General features: G+C 65.0%; 23 protein-coding genes. 12 read left to right on the top strand and 11 right to left on the bottom strand.

The window, feature by feature from the left end; genetic code table 11:
* Positions 1-2 precede the first annotated feature (2 nt).
* Positions 3-2,570 (bottom strand): DNA gyrase subunit A, encoded by a 2,568-nt coding sequence (gyrA, locus tag HMA55_RS01075; protein ID WP_181191245.1) that lies wholly within the window; start codon positions 2,568-2,570, stop codon positions 3-5.
* A gap of 61 nt (positions 2,571-2,631) precedes the next feature.
* Between gyrA and HMA55_RS01080 the strand changes: the two genes are divergently transcribed.
* The gene (locus HMA55_RS01080; RefSeq protein ID WP_181191246.1) at positions 2,632-2,844 is read left to right on the top strand and encodes a CopG family transcriptional regulator; all 213 of its coding nucleotides are present in this window, start codon (positions 2,632-2,634) and stop codon (positions 2,842-2,844) included.
* Complete coding sequence (locus HMA55_RS01085) at positions 2,841-3,104, top strand: TetR family transcriptional regulator (protein WP_181191247.1); 264 nt, start codon at positions 2,841-2,843, stop codon at positions 3,102-3,104. Before HMA55_RS01080 ends, HMA55_RS01085 begins: the two co-directional genes overlap by 4 nt.
* A 72-nt stretch (positions 3,105-3,176) precedes the next feature.
* Here HMA55_RS01085 and HMA55_RS01090 read toward each other — a convergent pair whose 3' ends face one another.
* A complete protein-coding gene (locus tag HMA55_RS01090) occupies positions 3,177-4,172 on the bottom strand; it encodes a hypothetical protein (RefSeq protein WP_181191248.1) in 996 nt (331 codons plus the stop codon).
* Between the two features lie 116 nt (positions 4,173-4,288).
* On the opposite strand from HMA55_RS01090, the gene HMA55_RS01095 reads away from it, so the two are divergent.
* From HMA55_RS01095 to HMA55_RS01105, 3 genes are all read left to right on the top strand, one after another.
* On the top strand, positions 4,289-6,202 hold the full coding sequence (locus HMA55_RS01095) for a Rib/alpha-like domain-containing protein (RefSeq protein ID WP_181191249.1): 1,914 nt from the start codon (positions 4,289-4,291) through the stop codon (positions 6,200-6,202).
* Between the two features lie 10 nt (positions 6,203-6,212).
* Positions 6,213-6,638, top strand: coding sequence for a hypothetical protein (locus tag HMA55_RS01100; RefSeq protein ID WP_181191250.1), 426 nt, complete (start codon positions 6,213-6,215; stop codon positions 6,636-6,638).
* A 147-nt stretch (positions 6,639-6,785) separates the two neighbouring features.
* The gene (locus tag HMA55_RS01105) at positions 6,786-7,220 is read left to right on the top strand and encodes a DUF6918 family protein (protein ID WP_181191251.1); all 435 of its coding nucleotides are present in this window, start codon (positions 6,786-6,788) and stop codon (positions 7,218-7,220) included.
* 110 nt (positions 7,221-7,330) lie between these two features.
* Here HMA55_RS01105 and gyrB read toward each other — a convergent pair whose 3' ends face one another.
* The 5 genes from gyrB to dnaA all read right to left on the bottom strand — a co-directional run bounded on the left by gyrB (position 7,331) and on the right by dnaA (position 14,608).
* Positions 7,331-9,430, bottom strand: coding sequence for a DNA topoisomerase (ATP-hydrolyzing) subunit B (gene gyrB, locus HMA55_RS01110; protein WP_181191252.1), 2,100 nt, complete (start codon positions 9,428-9,430; stop codon positions 7,331-7,333).
* A gap of 155 nt (positions 9,431-9,585) precedes the next feature.
* Entirely contained in the window at positions 9,586-10,182 is a 597-nt protein-coding gene (locus tag HMA55_RS01115) for a DciA family protein (protein ID WP_181191253.1), read from the bottom strand.
* Positions 10,166-11,347 carry a DNA replication/repair protein RecF gene (gene recF / locus HMA55_RS01120; RefSeq protein WP_181191254.1) on the bottom strand — a complete coding sequence of 394 codons (1,182 nt, stop codon included), beginning with the start codon at positions 11,345-11,347 and terminating at the stop codon, positions 10,166-10,168. Before recF ends, HMA55_RS01115 begins: the two co-directional genes overlap by 17 nt.
* 3 nt (positions 11,348-11,350) lie before the next feature.
* Positions 11,351-12,535, bottom strand: a complete 1,185-nt coding sequence (gene dnaN / locus HMA55_RS01125) for a DNA polymerase III subunit beta (protein WP_181191255.1) — start codon at positions 12,533-12,535, stop codon at positions 11,351-11,353.
* 531 nt (positions 12,536-13,066) lie between these two features.
* A complete protein-coding gene (gene dnaA, locus HMA55_RS01130; protein WP_181191572.1) occupies positions 13,067-14,608 on the bottom strand; it encodes a chromosomal replication initiator protein DnaA in 1,542 nt (513 codons plus the stop codon).
* 769 nt (positions 14,609-15,377) lie between these two features.
* On the opposite strand from dnaA, the gene rpmH reads away from it, so the two are divergent.
* The 7 genes from rpmH (at position 15,378) to HMA55_RS01165 (ending at position 19,851) form a co-directional block, all read left to right on the top strand.
* Positions 15,378-15,515 carry a 50S ribosomal protein L34 gene (gene rpmH, locus HMA55_RS01135; protein WP_042405335.1) on the top strand — a complete coding sequence of 46 codons (138 nt, stop codon included), beginning with the start codon at positions 15,378-15,380 and terminating at the stop codon, positions 15,513-15,515.
* A 13-nt stretch (positions 15,516-15,528) separates the two neighbouring features.
* Positions 15,529-15,885 carry a ribonuclease P protein component gene (gene rnpA / locus HMA55_RS01140; RefSeq protein ID WP_181191256.1) on the top strand — a complete coding sequence of 119 codons (357 nt, stop codon included), beginning with the start codon at positions 15,529-15,531 and terminating at the stop codon, positions 15,883-15,885.
* Entirely contained in the window at positions 15,885-16,172 is a 288-nt protein-coding gene (yidD, locus tag HMA55_RS01145) for a membrane protein insertion efficiency factor YidD (RefSeq protein WP_181191257.1), read from the top strand. Before rnpA ends, yidD begins: the two co-directional genes overlap by 1 nt.
* Before the next feature lie 9 nt (positions 16,173-16,181).
* The gene (gene yidC, locus HMA55_RS01150; protein ID WP_181191258.1) at positions 16,182-17,159 is read left to right on the top strand and encodes a membrane protein insertase YidC; all 978 of its coding nucleotides are present in this window, start codon (positions 16,182-16,184) and stop codon (positions 17,157-17,159) included.
* A 79-nt stretch (positions 17,160-17,238) separates the two neighbouring features.
* Positions 17,239-17,871 (top strand): 16S rRNA (guanine(527)-N(7))-methyltransferase RsmG, encoded by a 633-nt coding sequence (gene rsmG / locus HMA55_RS01155; protein WP_181191259.1) that lies wholly within the window; start codon positions 17,239-17,241, stop codon positions 17,869-17,871.
* Positions 17,872-17,898: 27 nt separating this feature from the next.
* Positions 17,899-18,807, top strand: a complete 909-nt coding sequence (locus HMA55_RS01160; RefSeq protein WP_181191573.1) for a ParA family protein — start codon at positions 17,899-17,901, stop codon at positions 18,805-18,807.
* 3 nt (positions 18,808-18,810) lie between these two features.
* Entirely contained in the window at positions 18,811-19,851 is a 1,041-nt protein-coding gene (locus HMA55_RS01165) for a ParB/RepB/Spo0J family partition protein (protein ID WP_181191260.1), read from the top strand.
* A 12-nt stretch (positions 19,852-19,863) separates the two neighbouring features.
* On the opposite strand, the gene HMA55_RS01170 is transcribed toward HMA55_RS01165, so the two are convergent.
* The 4 genes from HMA55_RS01170 to HMA55_RS01185 are packed head-to-tail and all read right to left on the bottom strand — an operon-like array spanning position 19,864 to position 22,991.
* Positions 19,864-21,042: an N-acetylmuramoyl-L-alanine amidase gene (locus HMA55_RS01170; RefSeq protein WP_181191261.1), complete on the bottom strand. Its 1,179-nt coding sequence runs from the start codon at positions 21,040-21,042 to the stop codon at positions 19,864-19,866.
* A 45-nt stretch (positions 21,043-21,087) separates the two neighbouring features.
* Positions 21,088-21,411 carry a thioredoxin gene (gene trxA / locus HMA55_RS01175; RefSeq protein ID WP_181191262.1) on the bottom strand — a complete coding sequence of 108 codons (324 nt, stop codon included), beginning with the start codon at positions 21,409-21,411 and terminating at the stop codon, positions 21,088-21,090.
* Positions 21,412-21,420: 9 nt separating this feature from the next.
* Entirely contained in the window at positions 21,421-22,416 is a 996-nt protein-coding gene (gene trxB, locus HMA55_RS01180; protein WP_181191263.1) for a thioredoxin-disulfide reductase, read from the bottom strand.
* Positions 22,417-22,427: 11 nt separating this feature from the next.
* Positions 22,428-22,991 carry an RNA polymerase sigma factor gene (locus HMA55_RS01185; RefSeq protein ID WP_181191264.1) on the bottom strand — a complete coding sequence of 188 codons (564 nt, stop codon included), beginning with the start codon at positions 22,989-22,991 and terminating at the stop codon, positions 22,428-22,430.
* Positions 22,992-23,050: the final 59 nt, after the last annotated feature.

Genomic DNA, 23,050 nt, shown 5'->3' on the forward strand with positions numbered 1-23,050 from the left:
GGCTACTCCTCATCCTCGCCAGCGGAGTCGGCGTTGGTACTTGCGGACGCGCCGTCGTGAAGCGCCTGCTCAATGGTCTTCTGCCCGGTGGCCACGGCGGTGGCCTCCTCCTCGCCTTCATCCTCGACGTTGCGGTCGATGGCCAGCAGGTCCACGCCGTCGGCGAGGTCCACGAGCCGCACACCCATAGTGGCCCGCGAGCTCGGGCGGATCTGATCCACCTCGGTGCGGATCACGCCGCCGGCGGAGGTAATGGCGAAGATCTGGTCGTCCTCGGCCACCGCGAGCGCACCGATGAGCTTGCCCCGCTTCGGGGTGTACTTGAAGGTCATCACACCCATGCCGCCGCGGCCTTGCGCGTTGTATTCCTCGATGGGAGTGCGCTTGCCGTAGCCGCCGGAGGTGGCCACCAGCAGGTATTCGCCGTCCTTGGCTACGGTCATGGCGAGCAGCTGGTCGTCGCCCTTAAAGCGCATGCCCTTCACGCCAGCGGTGGCGCGGCCCATGGGGCGCAGCTGCTCGTCGTCCGCGGAGAAGCGGATGGACTGGCCCTGCTCGGACACCAGCAGGATGTCGTCATCCTCGGCCACGAGGCAAGCTCCGATCAGCGCGTCGCCCTCGTTGAGGTTGATGGCGATCAATCCGGCGGAACGCGCGGACTCGTAATCGGTCAGGCGCGACTTCTTCACGCGGCCGTCGCGCGTGGCCAGCACCAGGTAGGGGGCGTCCTCGTAGGACTGGATCTGGATGATCTGGGCGATCTTCTCCTCCGGCTGGAACTCCAGCAAGTTGGCCACGTGCTGGCCGCGGGCGGTGCGGCCCGCCTCCGGCAGCTCGTATGCCTTCAGCCGGTAGACGCGGCCGAAGTTGGTGAAGAACAGGATCCAGTCGTGCGTGGAGCAGATGAAGAAGTTCTTCACCACGTCGTCCTGCTTCAGTTCGGCGCCGCGCACGCCTTTGCCGCCCCGCTTCTGGGACTTGTAGGCGTCCACCTTCGTGCGCTTGGCGTAGCCGGTGGAGGTGATGGTGACCACGACGTTCTCGCGGGCGATGAGGTCTTCTTCGGTGACGTCGCCGGTTGCGGCGACGATCTGGGTGCGGCGCTCATCGCCGTACTTATCCGCGATCTCCCCCAGCTCGTCGCCCACAATCTCGCGCTGGCGCTCCGGCTTGGCCAGGATGTCCTTGTAGTCCGCGATCTGCTCTTCGATGGCGGCCAGGTCGTCGATGATCTTCTGGCGCTCCAGGGCCGCCAGGCGGCGCAGCTGCATGGCCAGGATCTCGTTGGCCTGGATCTCGTCCACGTCGAGGAGGTCGATGAGGCCTTGGCGGGCGTCGTCCACGGTCGGCGAACGGCGGATCAGAGCGATGACCTCGTCCAGCATGTCCAGCGCCTTGACCAGGCCGCGCAGGATGTGCGCGCGCTTCTCGGCCTCGTCCAGACGGTACTGGGTGCGGCGCACAATGACTTCGATCTGGTGCTTGACGTAGAAGCGCAGCATCTGGTCCAGGCGCAGGGTGCGCGGAACGCCGTCCACAATCGAAAGCATGTTGGCGGAGAAGTTCGTCTCCAGAGCCGAGTGCTTGTACAGGTTGTTCAGCACCACGCGCGGCACCGCGTCGCGCTTCAGCGTGACCACGATGCGCATGCCCACGCGGTCGGAGGATTCGTCCTCAATCTTGGAGATGCCCACCATCTTGCCGGCGGTGACCTGCTCGGCGATGTTGTGGATGAAGTTGTCCGGGTTGACCTGGTACGGCAGCTCCGTGATGGTGATGACCTGGCGGTTGCCAATCTCCTCGATCTCGGTCACGCCGCGCATGCGGATGGAGCCGCGGCCGGTGGTGTAGGCGTCCTTGATGCCCTGGTCGCCCACGATGAGGCCCGCCGTGGGGAAGTCTGGGCCCTTCACGCGCTCCATCACGGCGTCGAGGGTTTCCTTCTCCTCCGCGTCGTGATGGTCGAGGATCCACTGGATGGCGTCCGCCAACTCGTTCAAGTTGTGCGGCGGGATGTTGGTGGCCATGCCCACCGCAATGCCGTTGGAGCCGTTCATCAGCAGGTTTGGCACGCGGGACGGCAGGACGGTCGGCTCCTGTGTCTTGGAGTCGAAGTTCGGCGCGAAGTCCACGGAGTTTTCGCGGATGTCGCGGACCATCTCCATGGCGATCGGGGTGAGCTTGCACTCCGTGTAACGCATCGCGGCCGGGCCGTCGTTGCCTGGCGAGCCAAAGTTGCCCTGGCCGTCCACAAGCGGGTAGCGCATGGCCCACGGCTGCGCCATGCGCACCAGGGTGTCGTAGATGGCCCTGTCGCCGTGCGGGTGGTAGTTACTCATTGTCTCGCCGACGGCCTTCACGCTCTTGACGTAGGAGCGCTCGGGGCGGAAGCCCGCGTCGTACATCGCGTAGATCACGCGGCGGTGCACCGGCTTCATGCCGTCGCGCACCTCGGGGAGGGCGCGACCCACGATCACGCTCATGGCGTAATCGATGTAGCTGGTCTGCATCTCCTCGTTGATGTCGATTGGTTGAATGCGGTCCAAGCCGCCAGTGGTGTCATCAGCCATGTGTATGGAGTCTAGCGGGGCTTCTGCTTGGAGCGAAGGAGCAACCTGGTATCACAATGGTATGGCTATGACGCTTCGGTTGACCGCAGACGAGGACAAGGCGCTCGTCCTCTTGGCGTCCGCGTGGGGGTGCTCAAAGCAGGAGGCGGCGCGCCGTGCGGTAGTCACGGCAGCATCGCGCCTGCTTGACGACGCCCACGTCACCGACCTCGCCCGCACCCTCATCCCCTCCTACTCCGGGATGGAGTCCCGGATCAGGCAGGCCCGCCCGTGAGAGGCTTTTCCGGCGAGCAGCTTTTGGCCGTCGCCGACGAGTACTGCGCCTTCCACGGCTGCCAGGTCCGCTCTTTCGCTGCTTTGGCGGCCTGCGCCGCCGTGCCCGGGTCCCGCTTTCATGGGGTCCCGGTGTTCGACTCAGTGGGGGCGGCCGCTACCGCCCTGGCCGAGACCATCCGGCTTTTGGAGCCACTCTCCGGGTCCAACCCCGGTTTCGCAGACGTCGCCGCTGAGGTGTACCGGCGCTGGGCGGGGTGAACCTAAGGAACGTCGATAGGCAGCTGCGCACGATCTAACATTTCGCACGATTTCGCACCTTAAAAGCCCAGGTCAGATTTTCCGCCCGTCAAATCGTGCGCACCCACGCTCCTCCAGCACCACCGCCAAGTGTTTCGGCATGCCACCCAGCATGTTCGTGGCGTACCGCAGCGGCTGCCACGCGATGGACGTGAGGTAGAGGTCGATGCGAGTGTCCTTGATCCGGCGACCGGGATCGTCATGGTTTGCGCCGTCGTAGTACAGCGCCACCCGCGGCTCCGGAAAGGCCAGGTCAGCGCGGGTGACCAACTCGCCTCGGTCGAAAAACTCCACCTGTTCCCGCAGCTCAAGACCGTAATCCCTGGCCACTTTGCCGGCCAGAAGGCGCATCTCGGTCTCCTTCGGCGAATCCGCAAGCGCACTCGACGCCTTCAGCACCGAGGCGAGCCACCTGTTGTCCACGCGGCCCTTGCTCGCTGCGGCGATCGCCTCAGGAGCGATGCCGAGAAACCTGCGGCAGGCGTCCACAAGCTGCACCGCACGCACGAACACCTCCTCATCGGCGGGCGCCACGACCGGCCACGAGCACTCCCCGACACGGATCAGCCTGAGGGCCTGGGCGGCGGCAACGGCGGGCGCGACCACCCGGATGGGTTCGTCGCGGCACACCACATGCCACGTCTCCCCTGGGCCGAGCGGCTGCCGGGTCAGCGTGGGACTGAATTGGCCACCGAGTTCCTTCTTCCGAACCTTCGACGAAATCAGCACCACATCGTGCGCGTCCGCAAGGTACGGCAGCCCGTACAGCGCCAGCGCGCTGAAGCCGGAAACCGTCGCGCCCGGGTGCGCGAGCGCGAACGCCGCCGCCCGGTACTCCGCCGGCACTGGATAGCTCACCCGGCGCGGGTGGCGCAGCGAATCGCGCAGCACCACACCGCTTGTCCTCAGGACGAACCGCGGTACCACAAACCGCCCGTTGACGCTGGCCATCCCTGGCGGGACCCGCCCCGGGTTGGTGTGCAGGAGGCTGCCGGTGGCGATGCGCATGCCGCAGTAGAGCTGTCTCATGGTGTTTAGACGCGAGAAGTTGTGGCACGGTTCCCGTCGCTGCACGTTGAGCCCGCTTCCGCGCAGTTCAGCAGTTACAATCCAGGATAATCCAAGTTCCCCCTACGGAGGTTCCTATGAAGCTACAACGCACTGCCATCGCAATCGCGGGAACCGCCGCGATGTTCGTCGGCGGCATCGTTTCCCCCCACGCAATTGCCCAGGAAGCAACCACCCAAATGCAAGACCCCCTGAGCACGCTGAGCTGGCCCACCGCCAGAGTTGTCCCAGGCAGCACAGTGCAGATCGCACCGAATGACACATTTCCCACCAACGTTCGCTTGGAGGGTGAAGATGAGAATATTGGCTATCGACTGACGACGAATCCGCGCACCGGCATCGTCACCATCCAGGTGTCCGAGGACGTGAGCCCCGGCGAGGTTGCCCGATTTTACGTCACAGCGACCGATGGCTTCCGCACGCATGACTACCCAGTGACAGTGCAAACGGTGACCTTCCTGGGGGAGATGGCACACAAGCACGAGGGGTATTACGAGCCGCTTTTTACAAACGGCACGCCCGCCATCGGGCGCCTCCTCACTTCCGAGGTTGAGCTCCCCGAGGGCACGCACTTTGAGGCCACCGCCCCGGACGAACTTCGCGTGAATGTGGACGCCGACGGCACGCTAACGGTGGAACCGCTTAAACAGCTTCCGATTGGGTGGAATACAGAGGTGGCCGTGAAGGCTACTTTCCCTGACGGCTCCTTCTACGTCCAAGGAGCGCCCGTCGTGGTGGTTTCCGACGAGACCGCAGCGCGTATCAAAAAATCCGATCCCTTTTTCCGCTCCAAAGACGAAGCATACGCGGAGAGGTTTCAGCCCCGCTGGGAGAAGGTCTATTTTGCAGGCGACGAGCAAGCCGTATCCACTTTTGTCGGCCACGCCCCTAAGGGCACCACATTTACCCTCCGAGAAGATCTCGAACCCTTCGCTCTTGGAGTCGCAGACATCAAGCTCGACCCGCATACAGGTGAAGTGACTTTCTCTCCGAAGCGGCCCATTAAGCAGCTGCGTGATTTCTCCATCCCAATTCAGATGGCGTATCCCGACGGCCGCGTCGGCATTGCAGATGCAGTCTTTTCAGTGACCACTCCCGGGAAGTGGCTGAGCGAAAAAGCGGATCTGACCTACGAAGAGTTGGAGGTGCCAACCCCTGGGCCGTTCACCTCAAAGCCGACGGGCAGCTGGCCAGAAGGAACCGTTTTTTCCGAACCCGAATTTAAAGAACCCGGCTGGACAACCACCGTCGACGCCAAGACGGGAGAAGTCTCTCTCACGCCACCAGAGCGCACCACCCCCGGCAAGACGGTGACCGTGCCGGTGACTGCGAAATTTTCCGATGGATCCCGCCGCATCGAGATGGCTGTGTTTGAGCTAATAATGCCGGAAAACCCGGAGGCAGACTCCGCAAAGATCACGTTCCCCGACGTCACAGTCAGGGCAGGGGAAACCATCGAAGTCGATCCAGAAGGTTTGCCGGAAGGCGCCAAACTCACTTTCGGTTACTTTGACAATCCGGGCATGAATATGAGAATTCTCCCCGGTGGTCGACTGTCGATGACGGCTACGGAAAGCACGAAAATTGGTGAGAGGTTACTGCAGCTTACTGCCACCTTCAAGGATGGTTCGACGAAGCCTGTTTTCGTGAAAATTACTGTTGCAGCTACGGAACCGGACCCGACAGAAACCCCGACACCGGAACCCACCACGCAACCAGACCCCACAGCAACCCCGGAACCCTCCCAGACCTCTACCCCGACGCTAGAGCCCACCGCGCAACCGGACCCGGCAGAAACCCCGAAACCCTCCCAGACCTCTACCCCGACGCCGACACTTGAGGCGGAGAGCGATAACTCCGGCTCCAGCACCGGCGGCATTATTGCTATTGTGCTCGGTGTCCTCGCCGCGCTCGGCGGCCTAGCGTTCGCAGCCAAGCCGCAGTTGGAGCAGATGGGACTCTGGCCGAACTTGCCGTTGCCCACCGCCTAACATGTTCCCCATGAAGAAAACCGCTGCGGCGCTGACTGCCGCCACCCTCGCCGCCGCTACCCTGGCCCCTGCCCCCGCCTCCGCGCAGCAGACCGCCGTTTCCCAGCTGTCCTCCACCAGTTCGAAAGGCTCCTCCAACCCGGACTACTACCCGGACTACGACAAGGGCATCGAGGTGCCGGAGAAGCGCGCCTTTGAAGGGTCTTACACGGGTTCGGCGCCGATTTCGCTCACGCTTGCGCTGCTGACCACCGCTGCTGTCGCGCAGATCATCGTAGATTTCGTCCCGCAAGCGCGCGAGGCCGTCGACCAGGCCGCGAGGCAGTTCAACCTGGAGTGGGCGCCTGGGTCGTCGGAAGGCAACCGCATCATCCCGGCGAAGGAGATCACGGCGTTCGTGCAGACGTACATCGACGAGTACTTCCCCCAACGTTAGCGCGCCCCCACCGCCTGTGTTACCGTTGTGCCCGTTGTGGTTGCAGTTAGCTGTGTGACAAATGTGGCACCTGAGCGCTGTGGTGGAAGAGCTGCAACCGAAAACGGCCGGTCCCGAACCGGCCGTTTTTCCAGTTAAACTGGCGGCATGACTGATCTTTCCCAGCTGCTCGACGCAGCCAAGCGCCCCCAGGTTGTCCAGGAGCTCGCTTCCCTGGTTGATTCGACCATCTCCCGCCAGTCCGGCCTTACCGGCATGGCTCTGAAGTCCGCGGTGGCGGCTGGCAAGAAGGCCGACGCGGACGCCATCCCCAAGGGCGTGAACAAGTTCCTCCCCCAGATTGTGGAGGAGCTGGGACCGTACTGGTCCGCCTATCAGGCCAGCGGCCAGCAGGGGTTCGGCGAGTTCCTCTCCGGCCGCGAGGACGAGGTGGTCAAGGCGATGCTCGAGGCGGGTGACAAGCAGGTCGATTCCATGCCCGGCCCTGTGAAGAAGGTGTACTCCACGCTGCGTGGCAAGGCCGCGAAGATTGTCGGCCCGGCGCTGCCCGAGTTCGGTCGGATCGTGGAGCGCTTTGCCTAGCGACGTCACCTTCGGCCCACCGCGCACGATTTAACATAAGGCCCCGGCAATATTTCCCCTACCTGGGGAAATGCCGGGGCCTTGTGCGCTGAATGTCAGATCGTGCGCAGCTAAACGTCCAGGAAGCGCACGTCCTTCGCTCGGCGGGTGATAAAAGAGCGGCGGGCAGCAACGTCGTCGCCCATCAGGATGGAGAACAGCTCGTCGGCGCGCTGCGCGTCCTCGAGCTCCACCCGGCGCAGAATGCGCGTTTCCGGGTCGAGGGTGGTTTCCCACAGTTCCTTGGCGTTCATCTCGCCGAGACCCTTGTAGCGCTGGATGCCGTCGTCGGTGTTGATCTTGCGGCCGGCCTCCAGGCCCTCCGCAAGCAGCTCGTCGCGCTCGCGGTCGGAGAACGCGTAGCCCGGCTCGCCCTTGCCCCACTTCAGCTTGTACAGCGGCGGGTTGGCCAGGAACACGTGGCCGTTTTCCACCAGCTCCGGCATGAAGCGGAACAACAGGGTCAGCAGCAGGGTCGCGATGTGCTGACCGTCCACGTCGGCGTCGGCCATGAGCACGATCTTGTGGTAGCGCAGTTTGGCAATGTCGAACTCGTCGTTGATGCCGGTGCCCAGCGCGGTGATGATGGCCTGGACCTCGGCGTTTTTCAGCACGCGGTCCATGCGGGCCTTCTCCACGTTCAGGATCTTGCCGCGCAGCGGCAGGATGGCCTGGTACATGGAGTCGCGGCCGCCCTTGGCGGAGCCGCCTGCGGAGTCACCCTCCACGATGAACAGCTCGGACTTTGTGGGGTCCTTGGAGCGGCAGTCCGCGAGCTTGCCGGGAAGCCCGCCCAGGTCGGTGGCGGATTTGCGGCGCACCAAGTCGCGGGCCTTGCGTGCGGCCTGGCGGGCCTGGGAGGAGGACACCGCCTTGTTCACGATCACCTTGGCCTCGGCCGGGTTGGCATCGAACCAGTCGGAGAGGTTCTCGTTCACCGCGCGCTGGACAAACCCCTTGACCTCGGTGTTGCCCAGCTTGGTCTTGGTCTGGCCCTCGAACTGCGGGTCCGCCACGCGCACCGAGACGACGGCGGCGAGACCCTCGCGGCAGTCGTCGCCGGTGAGGTTCGGCTCCTTGTCCTTGAGCAGCTTGTGGTCGCGCGCGTACCGGTTCATCAACGACGTCAGCGCCGCACGGAAGCCCTCTTCGTGGGTGCCACCTTCGTGGGTGTTGATGGTGTTGGCGAAGGTGTGCACGGACTCCTTGAAGGAGCCGTTCCACTGCATGGCCACCTCGGCCTCCAGGCCGTCGCCCTTCTGGTCGAAGCCGATGATGGTCGGGTGGATGGCGGTCTTGGACTTGTTCAGGTGCTGCACGTAGTCGATCAGACCGTCCGGGTAGTAGAAGGTGACCTTCTTCTCCCGCTTCTTCTTCACATCCGGGGCAACCTCGTCGCCGGCCTCCGCCGGGTTGCCGTCGCCGTCCTGGTCCACGTCGGCTGCGTCGACGGTTTCGACAGAGTCGTCGAACGAGTCGCCGTCGATAAGCGCTGCGGTGTCGCCCTCCTCGGCGATGGCCTCGAGCTCCAGCTCCTCATCGCTGGCGCGCTGGTCGGTCAGCGTGATGGTCAGGCCCTTGTTCAGGAAGGCCATCTCCTGCAGGCGGCGCGAGATGGTGTCGTAGTTGAAGTCGACACTCTCAAAGATGTCCGGGTCCGGCCAGAAGCGGATGGTCGTGCCGGTGCCGCGGGCGTTGCCGCCCTCCACCAGCTCATCCGGCACGGCCATCTCGAACTTCTGGTACCAGTGCTTGCCGTCGCGCTTGATGTCCGCCTCGACGCGCGTGGACAGCGCGTTCACCACCGAAATACCCACGCCGTGCAGGCCGCCGGAAACGGCGTAAGACTCCGAGTCGAACTTGCCGCCCGCGTGGAGCTGGGTCATCACCACCTGCACCGTCGGGGCGCCGGACGGGTGCATCTCCACCGGGATGCCGCGGCCGTTGTCCACGACCTCCACGCCGCCGTCCGCCAGCAGGGTGACGTCGACGCGGTCGGCGTAGCCTGCCATGGCTTCATCGACCGAGTTGTCCACGACCTCCCACACCAGGTGGTGCAGGCCGCGCACGCCCGTCGAGCCGATGTACATGCCCGGGCGTTTGCGCACCGCCTCGAGGCCTTCGAGGATCGTGATCGATGACGCGTCGTAATGGGGTTGCTGCTCTGCCACTTTCGGGAAGCTCCTCCATGCGTGAATGTGGGCCGGATGTGTAACAGGGTTTGTCCTACAGGCCCGTTGAACCCGTCTCATCTTACACGGTGAGGGGGACATTACGGGCACCCGTCCAACCCGCGAGAGGGCGTTTCACGCCCGTTTTTCGGGATTTACCCGTACGTGTCGCGCGGCCCACGGCCCTTCACGTGCAGTGGCCCGTAGCGCCAGCTCTTCGTCTTCGGCCCATAGACGTGCAACTTGGTTACCACGTCCGGCCCCACCTTCGCGGCGATGGCGGCGAGCACTTCGCGCTGCATGTACTTCATCTGCGTCGCCCAGGCGGTGGAGTCGCAGCTCACGTGCACCTCTCCGCCTTTGATCATCTCCACCCGAGTGTGCTGCCCGATCTTCTCGCCCACCAGCTCGCCCCAGTGGCCCATGACCCAACCGTGCGCCATCTTCTCGGTCCAGTCGCGTTTGCGGATTTCGGTGCCCAGCAGGTTGCTGAAGGAGGACACCTTGTAGCTGCGGGGCAACGCGCGCCCGTCGGCACCGGTGGGGATGCCTCGGACATCTGCTTGACGACGTCCCTCCGGCACCTCCAGCCCCGGCACCGTGATGTGCGCCTTCGGTGCGTCGTGAAGCGATGGCCTGTTGCGCCGCGGGGTGGTGCTCGTGCCCTGGCGGGACAGGTCCGGCAGGCGGCCGCCTCGCTTGCGGGCCGTGTCGCGGACGGTGTCGAAGCTGCGCCTAATCAGATCGCTCAATGGAGCTCACCCCGTCTCGCATGGTCACGGCGTAGCGCGCGGCCACGGCGTCGTCGAGGTTTCCGGGCAGGTCATCCCCCACCGCGGCGGTAACCAGCACCTGCTCGGCGTCGGAGGCGACGTGGACGAGCCGCTCGCGGCGCTTCGCGTCCAACTCGGCGAAGACGTCGTCGAGGATGAGCACCGGGTCGGAGCCCTCGCCGGCCAGGAGCTGGTATTCGGCGAGGTGCAGCGCCAACGCGTAGGACCAGGTTTCGCCGTGGGAGGCGTACCCTTTCGCCGGCTGGTCGCCGAGCATGAGCGTCAGGTCGTCGCGGTGCGGCCCGACCAGGGTGGCGCCCCTGTCGATCTCATCTTTGCGGCGCCTGCCAAGCTCGGCGAGCATGGCGGCCTCAAACACCGCCGGGTCGCGCGAGGACCCGCCCGCGAGCTCCCGCACAGCCCGGTCCAAGGTGGAGCTGTACGCCACGGACGCGGGGCGCGACTCGGGGGCGACGGACTGGTACGCCTCCGTGATGCGCCCCGCCAGCTCATCGACGAGCGCCAAGCGCCCCGCCACCACCTGCGCGCCGAGGGCGGCGAGCTGGCCGTCCCACACGTCCAATGTGGATAGCGCGCTCGCGCCGTCTTCGTCCTGGTAGCCGCGGCGCAGCGCCATGTTCGAGCTTTTGAGCAGTGCGTTTCGCTGGCGCAGCACCTTCTCGTAATCCGCGCGGGCACCTCCGAGACGCGGGGTGCGAAGCGCGGCTAGGTCGTCCAGGAACTTGCGGCGCTCCGCCGGCTCCCCCGTAATCAGGCGCAGGTCCTCCGGGGAGAACATCACCACCCGCAGCACCCCGAGCAGCTCCCGGGCGGATTTGAGCCGGGTGCGGTTGATCTGCGCCTGGTTCGCTCCGTGGGCCTTGACCAACAGATGGGTCGTCAGCGCGCGCCCGTCATTGACGGTGGTGGCGGAGACGCGGGCATTGTCAGCGCCGGTGTGGATGAGCGGAGCATCCGTCGATACGCGATGGCTCGACAACTTCGACGAGTAGTGGACCGCCTCCACGATGTTGGTTTTGCCGTGGCCGTTGCGGCCCGCAAACACCGTCACGCCCGGCTCAAGCTTGAGATTCAGCTCGGGCCACGAGCGGAAATCACGCAGATCAAGCTCGCGGACGTGCATAGGCTAGCCCGGCAGGCGCACCGGCATAAGCAGGTAGGTGAAGTGGGTGTCCGGCGTGGGGAACGTGCCGTCCTCGCCGCGCTCCGGCAACTGCTCCGGCTGCGGGATCATAATCGCCGGGCGGGACGCCTCCGTGAAGCCGAAGACGACGCGGTCGGTGCCGATGACCGACAGGCCGTCGCGAAGATAGCCCGCGTTGAAGGCGATGAGCAGCTCGTCGACACCCGCGAACGCGGCCGGAAGTGTTTCTTGCGCTGCACCAGAATCTGCGCCGGAGGAAAACAGGGTGAGCTCCCCGTCCTTGAAGTGCATGCGCAGCTGGGCATTACGGTCCGCGACAAGGCTCACGCGACGGATGGATTCCAGCAGCGGCGCCACCTCCACGGACGCGATCGCCGTGTGCGTCTTTGGCAGCAACGGCGCGACGTTGGGAAAGTCCGCGTCGAGCATGCGGGTGGTGGTCTCGCGGTTGCCGGTGTGCAGGCCGAACAGGCCGTCGCCGCCGATGTTGTCGGCTGAGCCGGCCGCCAGCTCAACCGGGTCATCGATGGAGGTGTCCAGCGTGCGCGCGTTGTCCAGCAGCGTCTTCGCCGGAATGAGCAGATCGGCCTTGACGTCTGCGCTCGCCGGCTCCCATGTCAGGTGGCGCTGCGCGAGGCGGAAGCGGTCGGTGGCGGTGAGTTTCACGTTCTCGCCGTCGATCTCCACGTGGATGCCCGTGAGCATCGGCAGTGTGTCGTCCCGGCCGGCGGCGGAGGCGACCTGTGTCACCGCGCCGGTGAGCGCAGCCGGGGAGATTCGGCCCGTGACCTCGGGCAGCTGCGGCAACTGCGGGTAATCGTCCAGGGCGATCAACGGCAATTCGAAGCGGGAGGAGCGCGCCTGGAGGGTCATGACCTTGCCGTCGGTGCTGACCTCGATCGCGTCATTCGGCATGGTGCCCACGATGTCGGCGAGCAGCTTACCGGCCACCGCGACACGGCCCGAGTTGTTCACCTCGGCGCCGATGCGCACCCGGGTGGACACCTCGTAGTCAAAGCCCGCGAACTCCAAGCCGTTGTCGTCCGCCGTGATGACCACCGCGCGAAGCACCGGCTGCGTGGACTTGGTGGGCAAGCTGCGTGCAACCCACGCCGCGGCGTCGGCGAGTTCGTCCTTATGGACGCGAAACGACACATTGTTGTCCATGGTGGCGCGGTCTCCTTCGCTGGGCAGGTTACTCGGGCAGGGCCAGATCGGAGACCACTCTACATTTGTCATTCCCTCCGGCGCACTCGGCGCTTAGCGCCGGTCGGAGCGCGGCCCGACGGTTGTGCACACCCTCTCTTTCTCCAGATTGAATTACAAGAAGTAAAGGGGGAACAACAATAGGTGTTGGGGAATCTGTGGACTGCGGGGCTTTACCGCCGGTGGCACGGCGTGTCGGGTGTGTGATTTGGGTTGTGGATAACTTGTGGATAAGTGGGGCCGCCTGTGGATGAATTTTTCGGGTCTATGAAATTACACAACTGGAAGCGTGTTCTTCCACCGCTTATGCACACCTAGTCCCCAACAGTCGGCATTGTGATCGCGGACACATTGTGACGTATCTGGCGAAACTACAAGCGTGTAATTACACAGATGTGGACAGGGCTGTGGAAAGTGGTGAAGGAGTGATTTCGCCCTTGCGGGAGGAAGCACGGGGCACAGGCAGGAAGGCGGCCCAGCGCCGCCTCGCCGCTAGTGCCCGCGGGTGCGTGCCCGGTTCTTCACTACTTGAGTGAGTTCCTGGATCTCGTCGTAGGTGCCGCGGTTTTCCGTCATTTCCTTGCGGATCTTGCGGTCCGCGTACATGACGGTGGTGTGGTCCTTGCCGCCGAACTCGTCGCCGATCTTCGGCAGCGACAGGTCGGTGAGCTCGCGGCACAGGTACATCGCAATCTGGCGCGCATGCGCCACTTGGCGGGTTTTGCCCGCGCCGGTGAGCTGCTCCAAGGAAACCTGGAAGTACTCCGCGGCCGCGTCTTTGATGGCGGTGGCGGTGATGTTCACGTCGCCCTCATCAGGCAGGATGTCGCGCAGCGCCACTTGGGCGACTTCCATCGTGATCGGCTCGTTGATCAGGGAGGAGTAGGCCGACACGCGGATAAGCGCTCCCTCGAGCTCGCGGATGGAGGACTCGAACTGGGAGGCAATCAGCTCCAGGACGGAGTGGTCCACCTGCGTGCCGTCGGCGGCCGCCTTCTTCATCAAGATGGCGATGCGCGTCTCCAGGTCCGGCGGCTGCACGTCGGTGATTAGGCCTCCTTCGAAGCGGGTGCGCAGGCGGTCTTCGAGCGTGGTCAGCTGCTTCGGCGGACGGTCGGACGACAGGATGATCTGCTTGTTGGCCTGGTGCAGAGCGTTGAAGGTGTGGAAGAACTCCTCCTGCGTTCCCTCCTTGCCCTCGAGGAACTGGATGTCGTCCACCATCAGGATGTCCAGGTTGCGGTAGCGCCGCTTGAAGGACTCCTGCCGGTCGTCGCGCACGGAGTTGATGTAGTCGTTGGTGAATTCTTCGGAGGAGACGTACTTGATGCGCAGCCCCGGTTGCAGCACCCGCGCGTAGTTGCCGGCGGCGTGCAGGAGGTGGGTTTTGCCCAGGCCGGACCCACCCCAGATGAACAGGGGGTTGTAGGCCTTGGCGGGGTTTTCGGCCACGGCGACGGCCGCGCCGTTGGCGAAGCGGTTGGAGGAACCGATGACGAAGTTTTCGAAGGTGTACTTCGGGTTCAGGCTGGCCTCGCGGTCCGGGTCGTGCGCCGGTTTCTCGCGCGGGATGCGGCGATCGACGGTGGGGTGGGCCGCCGCCTCCCCGCGGCGGCCCGCCACCTGGGCGGCGTGCATCTGCGCCAGCTCGTCCAGGCCCATGGGGATCTGCTCGCCTACCGACGCCTCCGCGTAAGACTGGGTGGGTTGCCAGCTCGGGGCGGCCGGAGGTTCCGGCTCGGGTTCCGGCTCCGGTGCCGCTACGGAAACGGCCAGGTTATAGGGCTGGCCGGTATGCGAGGACAACAGCGCGGTGATGTGCGGGGCCAGGGACTCCTCGATGACGTTTTTGGCGGCTTGGTGGGGGGCGGAAAGTAGGGCGTAGCCGTCCACAAGCACCACCGGTTTCATCAGCCTGAGATACGCGCGCTGCTGTGGGGTGAGGGTGGGCACGGATGAGGTTGGCTGCTCCGAGAGGCGCAGGAGCTCATCGACGACGCCGCGCCACAGGTCTTCGAGGTGTTGGTCCGCCAACGTCGTCTCCAGTCTGTCCGTTCCTGCCAGAATGCGGGGAATCCCACCGCATTCCACTGTGTAATCCACAACTTCACCCGCCGGGAAGGCGGGTGCTCACCTGCTGTTCCACAACGTTATCCACAGGTGTGGATACTGTAGCAACGCGAGTTGTCCACAAGTTTCGCACGGCGTGTGGATAACTTTTTCGTCCTGTTCACAATGCTGTGACCTGTGCAAACAACGCGATTTGCACAAAAGTCTCAACCAGAACTTCACAGTTATCCACAGCCCTGTGCGTATTTACGGTGTGTGATTGTGGTGTTTGCTCCATTGTTACCGCTCAGGGGTGGGGCTGTCGAAAAGCGGCTGTGACTGGTCGCTGTGGAAAACCTGATCCCTCGAACAGCTGTCCAGTTTGTTGTAGTCCAGTCGCAGGGTGCGTCGAGGATTCGGTGCTTCACCTGCGAAAAAACACACCGGTGTAATTACGGGGGCACCCGTTTCCGCACTCGAAAGTGGGCGCGTGTTGATTTGGCCGAAATGCGCGAATTCGCGTAGTCTTGAGCGCGTCTTTACGTCGGTCACACCGTCGTACATCTGAGAGCACCGCCCCCGCCGGGCACCGGGCCGCTGCAAGGCGAGCTGGCGAAGGCGCTGCACGCGACTTGCGCTCCACCCTCGGAGCCGAAACCGCAATCTCAATACAACGTTTCAATTTTGGAACGGCCACTTCCCCGGGAGGCTTTCACGAGCCGTCGGCTGTTCATGACCCTATAAGGAGTCCACCGTGTCTAAGCGGACCTACCAGCCGAACAACCGTCGCCGCGCACGCAAGCACGGCTTCCGTGCCCGTATGCAGACCCGTGCCGGTCGCGCCATTGTTTCCGCGCGCCGCAAGAAGGGCCGCGCAAAGCTGACCGCATAGTTTCGCCGTCCGCGTGTTACCCCGCCCGCACAAACTCACTTCCTCAGCAGATTTCAAAACTGCGATGAGGAAGGGTGTGCGCGCGGGGTCTCGCACGTTAATGGTGCATGTTTACGCCCGCCCGGACCAGGTGATCCAGGGCGGGCCGCGCTTTGGGCTGGTGGTGTCGAAACAGGTGGGCAACGCCGTGACGCGTCACGCGGTGTCGCGGAAGTTGCGCAATGTGGTGGTGCAGCGTGAGCTCGTCGATAAGCTTGGGCGCGAGCGCGACGTGGTGATCCGCGCGCTGCCGCCCGCCGCCAACGCCACGAGCGACGAGCTCGCACGCGATTTAGAGTATGCACTGGCCAAGGCGGAAAAGAAGCGCTGATGGCGTACTTCAACTTCGCCGGCGGCGAGATCCCGGCGGCGAGGGGGCCGGCAGCGAAGGCCCTGGTGAGGCTGATTCGCGTTTACCAAAAGGTTCTTTCACCCCTTAAGATGGGCGGGACGTGCCGTTTTATGCCAGTATGCAGTGCGTATGCGCTCGAGGCCGTGTCTCGGCACGGTGCGGTGCGCGGCGGCGCAATGGCCGCAGCCAGGCTGTGCAAATGCGGGCCCTGGCACCCCGGTGGCTACGACCCGGTGCCGGGCAGCATTGAAATGAGTGAGGAGTGACACCGAAACGTGCTGAATTTCATTTACTGGCCGATTTCCTGGGTGCTGAGGTTCTGGCACGAGGTCATCGGCTTTGCCATCCCCAAGGACTCAGGTATCTCGTGGATCCTGGCTATCGTCCTGCTGACCTGCACGGTGCGCCTGCTGCTGCTGAAGCCGATGGTGAACCAGATGCGCTCGACGCGCAAAATGCAGGAGATGCAGCCGCGGATGCAGGAGATCCGCGAAAAGTACCAGGGCGACCAGCAGAAGATCGCTGAGGAGACGCAGAAACTCTACCGCGAGATGGGCACCAACCCGCTGGCGTCGTGCATTGTGCCGCTGGTGCAGATGCCCATCTTCATCGGCCTGCTGCATGTGCTGCGCTCCTTCAACCGCACTGGCACGGGCGGCGCCGGCCTGGGCATGTCTGTGGAGGAGAACCGCAACACCGCCAACTACGCCTTCCCGGCCGAGGACGTGCAGTCCTTCCTTGACGCGGACTTCTTCGGCGTGCCGCTGTCGGCGTACATGAAGATGCCGCAAGAGGCCTTCGCGGCGTTCGGCACTGCTGACCTCACCCGGGCGAAGATCATCGCGGTCTGTGCCCCGCTGGTCATCCTGTGTGCCGCGTTCACGCACTTCAACGCGCGCATCATGATCAACCGCCAGGAGGCCCGCAAGGCCGCCGGCAAGGGCCCGAAGCCGCAGGGCGAGATGGCCGAGATGATGCAGTCGCAGATGGGCATGATGAACAAGCTCATGCTGTGGTTCTTCCCCGTCATGATTCTGGCCACCGGCGTGATCTGGCACATCGGTCTGCTGTTCTACATGCTCACCAACAACGTCTGGACGTTCTTCCAGTCCATGTGGCTGAACAACAAGATGGATGCCGAAGAGGCCGCCGAGGAGGCGCGCAAGGTGGAGCTGAAGCGCACCACCGCCCCCGCCCCGGGCGCGCGCACCAAAGATCACCGCACGAAGAAGCAGCGGAAGCAAGGTAAGTAAGCAGTTGCTTATCGACGTTTCGTCCCGGCCCAACGTGGCCGGGATTTTTCATGTCGGAGGGCCGACTACAGTGTTGTGCATGTCGGAGAACACCCCTGCAGCCGCGGCCGAAGTCTTCGGAGACCGCCTCGCTCTCGCCGAGGCCTACCACCAGTCGCTGGCCACCACCGCCGCGGAGCGCGGCTTCATCGGCCCGAAAGAAGTGGACCGCCTGTGGGAGCGGCACATCCTCAACTGCGCCGTGATCGCGGAGGCTTTTGCGCCCGGGTTGAAGGTGGCGGACATCGGCTCTGGCGCGGGGTTGCCCGGTATTCCGTTGGCGATTGCGCGCCCGGACCTTTCCATCACGCTCATTGAGCCGCTGCTGAAGCGCTCCACCTACCTGCGCGAGGTTGTTTCGGAGCTGGGCTTGGACAACGTCACGGTGGTGCGCGGTCGCGCCGAGGAGCAGCCCAAGGCCGCGTTCGACGCTGTCACCTCCCGCGCGGTCGCCCCGCTGGGTAAGCTCGCTGGGTGGTCCATTCCGCTGCTGCAGGGCGGCGGATACATGGTCGCCATGAAGGGCGAGTCGGTGGCCGAGGAGCTTGAGCGCGACGGCCGCGAGATTGCCAAGGCCGGCGGCGTGGACGCTGAGATCTTCACGGTCGGCGGCTCGGTGCTGTCGCAGCCGACCACGTTGATCCGCATCCAGCGCAAGAAGAAGGGGGCGTAGGTGGAGAATTTCGACGAGACTCCGGTGATGGAGGCGGCGATGCGTGCGGCGCGTGTGACGTCGAGAAGCGAAACGCTCCCGCGGCCCGACCAGCCGCGCGTGGTCACCGTGGCCAACCAAAAAGGCGGCGTGGGCAAAACCACCACCAGCGTGAACCTGGCAGCGAGCTTGAGCCGCCAGGGCCTGAAGGTGCTAGTGATCGACCTGGACCCGCAGGGCAACGCGTCGACGGCGCTGGGTGCGGAGCACACCTCTGGCACCACGTCGAGCTACGAGGTCCTCATCGGCGAGGCCGAAGCCGCGGACGCCGTGCAGGCGCACCCCGAGAACCCGAATCTGTTCTGTATCCCCGCGACCATCGATCTTGCGGGCGCCGAGATCGAGCTGGTGTCCATGGTGCGCCGGGAGTACCGCCTGCACGACCAGATCCGCCGTGGTTTCCTGGAGGAGCACGGCTTCGACTACGTGTTCATCGACTGTCCGCCGTCGTTGGGCCTGCTCACCATCAACGCGATGACCGCTGTGGACGAAGTGCTCATCCCCATCCAGTGCGAGTATTACGCGCTCGAGGGCGTGGGCCAGCTGCTGGGCAACATCGGCATGATCCGCGAGCACCTGAACCACAACCTGCACATCTCGGCGATCCTGCTCACTATGTACGACGCGCGCACGAAGCTCGCCTCCGAGGTGGCCGACGAGGTACGCGGCCAGTTCGGCCAGGTGGTGCTGAACAACGTCATCCCGCGCTCCGTGAAGGTCTCCGAGGCGCCCGGCTACGGCCAGACCGTCATCGACTACGATCCAGGCTCCCGCGGCGCGCTCGCGTACTTCGACGCGGCCCGCGAGATGGCCACCCGTGGCGATTACCAGCCCCACCCCACCACCGGCCCGATCGGCGTGAGCCCCGAGGTCTACAACCAGCTCGAGGAGGACTAAACCATGGCAGAACGCAAAGGCGGTCTCGGCCGCGGATTGGCGGCGCTGATCCCGTCCGCGCCCTCAGACATCGACAACAAGGGCAAGACCCCGGGCATCGGCGGCAACGCCTCGGACGTCATCTTTGGCAAGCAGGCGCCCAAGCCTAGCGACGCACCGAAGGGCGCCCCCAAACAGGTCCAAGGCGCCCCGACCGTCTCGGCGAAACGCGACAAGGTGATCCAGCCGGTTCCGGTGGGCGCGCGCTACCAGGAGATCCCACTCGGCCAGATCATCCCCAACCCGAAGCAGCCGCGCCAGGTCTTCGACGAGGACGAGCTGGCGGAGCTGGTGCACTCCATCCGCGAGTTCGGCCTGCTCCAGCCCATCGTGGTGCGCGACACCAAGGACGGCTTCGAGCTGATCATGGGCGAGCGCCGCTGGCGCGCCGCCTCCAAGGCGGGCCTGAAACACATCCCGGCGATCGTGCGCGAGACCTCCGACGAGGACATGCTGCGTGACGCGCTGCTGGAGAACATCCACCGCGTCCAGCTCAACCCGTTGGAGGAGGCCGCCGCCTACCAGCAGCTCCTCGACGAATTCGGCGTGACCCAAGAGCAGCTCGCCGACAAGCTGGGCCGCTCCCGCCCAGTGATCACCAACGCGATCCGCCTGCTCAACCTGCCGGTGGGCGTGCAGCGCCGCGTCGCCGCGGGTGTGCTTTCCGCGGGCCACGCGCGTGCCCTGCTGGGCATCAAGCTCGGCGACGACACCGCTGACGCCCAGGCCCAGCTCGCTGACCGAATCGTCGCCGAGGGCCTTTCCGTGCGCGCCACGGAGGAGGCCGTCTCCCTGATCAACGCAGGCGGCAAGGTGCCGGACAAGCCGAAGCGCCAGCCCGTCCCTCAGCCGGAGTACCTGACGCAGGCCGCGGACTCGTTGGCCGACGCGTGGGACACCAAGGTGTCCGTCACCATGGGCAAGCGCAAAGGCAAGATCGTGGTCGAGTTCGGCGACAAGGACGACTTCGAGCGCATCATGGGCCTGATCCAGGGGACCGAGTAGGGCCGAGAACCGCTACGCGTGCCTCTCCTCGCGCAGCAGCTCCTTGAAGGAGTACGTACCGGTGGGGCGCGTGTCGTGGTCGAGCAGGTACAGCCGCTTCACGGCCACCACGACGGCCTCGGCGATAGCGTCGCGCTGGCTCGGGTCAGTCAACACGGCCAGATCCCCGGGGTTGGTCAGGTAGCCCGCCACCAGCTCCACGGACGGCATCCGGGTCATCCGCAGCATCTCCCAGGTGCGGGCGTGGTTGCGGCAGTTCTGCAGGCGGGTACGCGCCGCAACCTCGCGCTGGATGTAGCTGGACAGGGTCTCCCCGGTCAGCGAGGAGCTGCCGTGCTCGGAGCCGAAGTAGAAGGTGGCCACGCCATTGGCCTTCTCGTTCGGGTAAGAATCCAGGCGCAGGGAAATGAGCAGGTCGGCCTTGAAACCGTTGGCCAGATCCGCGCGCTGTTTGTTGGAGGGGTTGTCCCCGCGGGGCCGGGAGATGATGGTTTCCATACCCGCGGCGACCATGCGGCCCTCAATGCGCTGCGCCAAGTCCCAGAGGATCTCCTCCTCGGTGATCGGGCCGTAGGGGCCGTGGACCGTCAACCCGCGGTCCGCACCGCCGAGGTCCGGGTCGATCACCACGCGCTTGCCGGTGAGGTTCGGCCCCGCCTGGCGCACACTCTCGCGCTCGCGGATGGCCTGGGCGGAACCGCCGGTAATGCGCCGGCCCAGCAGGGAGAGGGCGTGCAGGGTGTCGGGCCCGCACACGCCGTCGTCCTCCAGCCCGGAGTTGAGCTGGTAGTTCATCAGCGATTCGTAGGTGCTGGGGCCGAACCTGCCGTCCACGCGGTGGGGGTAGAAGCCCAGCTCGTGCAGCTGGGACTGCAGCTGCGCCACGTCGTCGCCGACCATTTCCTGGCCGGGCTGGTAGCTCAGCACTCGCGCGCCCAGCGTGTATGAGGCCTCGCGCAGCTCCCGCTGGGTCGCCTCATCGATGTCGCCGGTGGGCACGATGCCGCGCGACTGCTGGAAGGCTTTGACGGCTTCGCACAGGATGTCGTCGTAAAGCATCTCGCTCTCGGAGAAGCGGCGGGTGCTGTCAATTTCGCCCTCGTAGCCGTCCAGGAGCCCCAGGCGCGCAAGGGACATCCGAACCTCAGCAACTCGGCTACCAGAGTCGCCAACGCGCAAAATGTCTCGCATGCGGGCCTTTCTACTTCTGATGGACAGTGGACAGTCTACGCGCCGTTACAGCTGCGCCTGAATCTTGGAGACGATCTCCGACTTCGGGCGCAGGCCGACAAATTCGTCGACCTTCTTGCCGTCCTTGAACAGCAGCACGGTCGGTATGGACATCACCTGGAACATGGCGCCGAGCGCGCGCTCGTTATCCACGTTGACCTTGGCTACCTTGACCTGGCCGTCCATCTCCTGCGCGACCTCGTCCAGGAGCGGGGACAGCTTGCGGCACGGGCCGCACCACTCCGCCCAGAAGTCCACGAGCACCGGGGTGTCCGCCTCGATGACCTCGTTTTTGAAGGTTGTCTGAGTCACATCAACGGGTGCGTTCATGCGGACAGTCTACAGCGCCGCGAGGTAGTGCTGTGCGTCCAGCGCGGCCCGGCACCCGGCGCCGGCGGCGGTGATGGCCTGCTGGTAGGTCTTATCCACCAGGTCGCCGCAGGCGAATACGCCGGCGACGCTCGTGCTTGTCGACGGCTCCGCCACCTCCACGTACCCGGCCTCATCCACCTTGACCTGGCCGTCTAAGAACCCGGAGCGCGGGTCGTGGCCAATGGCGACGAACAGCGCGGTGGCGTCCAGCACCGATTTCTCACCGGTTGCCACGTTGAGCACGTTTAAGCCCCCGACCTTGCCGTCCGCCTCAACCACGGATTCCACGATGGTGTCGGTGAGGAACTCGATCTTCTCGTTCTCCCGCGCGCGCTCCAGCATGATGCGGGAGGCGCGGAAGTTCTCCGAGCGGTGGATGAGGGTGACCTTGGAGCCGAACTTGGTCAGGAACGTGGCCTCCTCCATGGCGGAATCGCCGCCGCCGACGACGGCGATGTGTTGGTCCTTGAAGAAGAAGCCGTCGCAGGTGGCACAGGTGGACACGCCCCGGCCGGTCAGTTCCGCCTCGCCAGGGATGCCCAGGTGGCGAGGCGCCGCGCCGGTGGCCAGGATGACCGCCTTGGCGCGGAACTCCTCGCCGTCCACGAACACCTTCTTGATGTCGCCGGAAAAGTCGACCGAATCCACCAGCTCCTGGCGCAGGTCCGCGCCGAACTTCTCGGCCTGGGCGCGCATGTTGGCCATCAGGTCCGGGCCCATGATGCCGTTGTCGAATCCGGGGAAGTTTTCCACCTCGGTGGTGTTCATCAGCTCGCCGCCGTATTCATAGCCTTCGAAGACGAGGGGCTTGAGCTCGGCGCGGGCGGCGTAGAGGGCGGCGGTGTAGCCGGAGGGGCCCGAGCCGATGATGATCAGGTCGTGCACGGCGTCGGTGCCGGCGGTGGCGGGCGCTGCCGCCGCCTCGGTCTGCGGGGTGACAAAGTTGAAGCCGGGGGAAGTCATGGGTGCAGATCTTAGCGCGGGTTCGCGCCCTCCCCTATTGCCGCGGCGACGGCCTCGCGGGCCCGGTAGCGGCGCGACTTTACGGTGCCCGGCCGCACCCCGAGTTCGGCGGCGGCGTCGCCCACGCTCATGCCGGCGACGTCGATGAGCCACAGGGCCTTGCGCTGCGCCTGCGGGAGCACCGCCAGCGCCTGGCGCATGGCCATGGTGCGCTCCATGTTCTCCATCGGGTTGTAGGCGAGGTGCTTGTTCGCGTCGATGTCGACGGCAGTGTCGTCGTCCAGGCTGTACTGGGCACCCGCCCTGTCGTCCTTGCGTTGGTGGTCTATGGCCGCGTTGATGGTCATGCGGTGCAGCCATGTGGATAGCTTCGCCTCCCCGCGGTAGGTATGCATGCTGCGCGCGGCTTTGAACAGCGCCTCTTGGACGATGTCTTGGGCATCCTGCTCGTTGCGCGCGTAGCTGCGGGCGGCGAAGTACATGCGCTGGCGGTGGCGCCGCACGATGAGTGTGAAGGCGTGCCGGTCCCCGCCCAGGTAGTCAGCCACCAGCTGCCTGTCGTTTCTGTAGTCCATGATCCCCCCGAAATCTCGTCTCCCCCACTATGCCCCGGCCCCTACCCCCTGGCTAGGGC

It is taken from the genome of Corynebacterium wankanglinii, assembly GCF_013601005.1.
GTDB lineage: Bacteria > Actinomycetota > Actinomycetes > Mycobacteriales > Mycobacteriaceae > Corynebacterium > Corynebacterium wankanglinii.

Excerpts from the sequence above, each read along its gene's own strand:
- trxA (WP_181191262.1), bottom strand. The coding sequence starts at position 21,411 with ATGAACGCACCCGTTGATGTGACTCAGACAACCTTCAAAAACGAGGTC.
- HMA55_RS01090 (WP_181191248.1), bottom strand. The coding sequence starts at position 4,172 with ATGAGACAGCTCTACTGCGGCATGCGCATCGCCACCGGCAGCCTCCTG.
- HMA55_RS01170 (WP_181191261.1), bottom strand. The coding sequence starts at position 21,042 with ATGCGAGACATTTTGCGCGTTGGCGACTCTGGTAGCCGAGTTGCTGAG.
- trxB (WP_181191263.1), bottom strand. The coding sequence starts at position 22,416 with ATGACTTCCCCCGGCTTCAACTTTGTCACCCCGCAGACCGAGGCGGCG.
- HMA55_RS01185 (WP_181191264.1), bottom strand. The coding sequence starts at position 22,991 with ATGGACTACAGAAACGACAGGCAGCTGGTGGCTGACTACCTGGGCGGG.
- HMA55_RS01080 (WP_181191246.1), top strand. The coding sequence starts at position 2,632 with ATGGCTATGACGCTTCGGTTGACCGCAGACGAGGACAAGGCGCTCGTC.
- HMA55_RS01160 (WP_181191573.1), top strand. The coding sequence starts at position 17,899 with ATGGAGGCGGCGATGCGTGCGGCGCGTGTGACGTCGAGAAGCGAAACG.
- HMA55_RS01095 (WP_181191249.1), top strand. The coding sequence starts at position 4,289 with ATGAAGCTACAACGCACTGCCATCGCAATCGCGGGAACCGCCGCGATG.
- rsmG (WP_181191259.1), top strand. The coding sequence starts at position 17,239 with ATGTCGGAGAACACCCCTGCAGCCGCGGCCGAAGTCTTCGGAGACCGC.
- gyrA (WP_181191245.1), bottom strand. The coding sequence starts at position 2,570 with ATGGCTGATGACACCACTGGCGGCTTGGACCGCATTCAACCAATCGAC.
- HMA55_RS01105 (WP_181191251.1), top strand. The coding sequence starts at position 6,786 with ATGACTGATCTTTCCCAGCTGCTCGACGCAGCCAAGCGCCCCCAGGTT.
- HMA55_RS01100 (WP_181191250.1), top strand. The coding sequence starts at position 6,213 with ATGAAGAAAACCGCTGCGGCGCTGACTGCCGCCACCCTCGCCGCCGCT.
- HMA55_RS01165 (WP_181191260.1), top strand. The coding sequence starts at position 18,811 with ATGGCAGAACGCAAAGGCGGTCTCGGCCGCGGATTGGCGGCGCTGATC.
- recF (WP_181191254.1), bottom strand. The coding sequence starts at position 11,347 with ATGCACGTCCGCGAGCTTGATCTGCGTGATTTCCGCTCGTGGCCCGAG.
- dnaN (WP_181191255.1), bottom strand. The coding sequence starts at position 12,535 with ATGGACAACAATGTGTCGTTTCGCGTCCATAAGGACGAACTCGCCGAC.
- yidD (WP_181191257.1), top strand. The coding sequence starts at position 15,885 with ATGGCGTACTTCAACTTCGCCGGCGGCGAGATCCCGGCGGCGAGGGGG.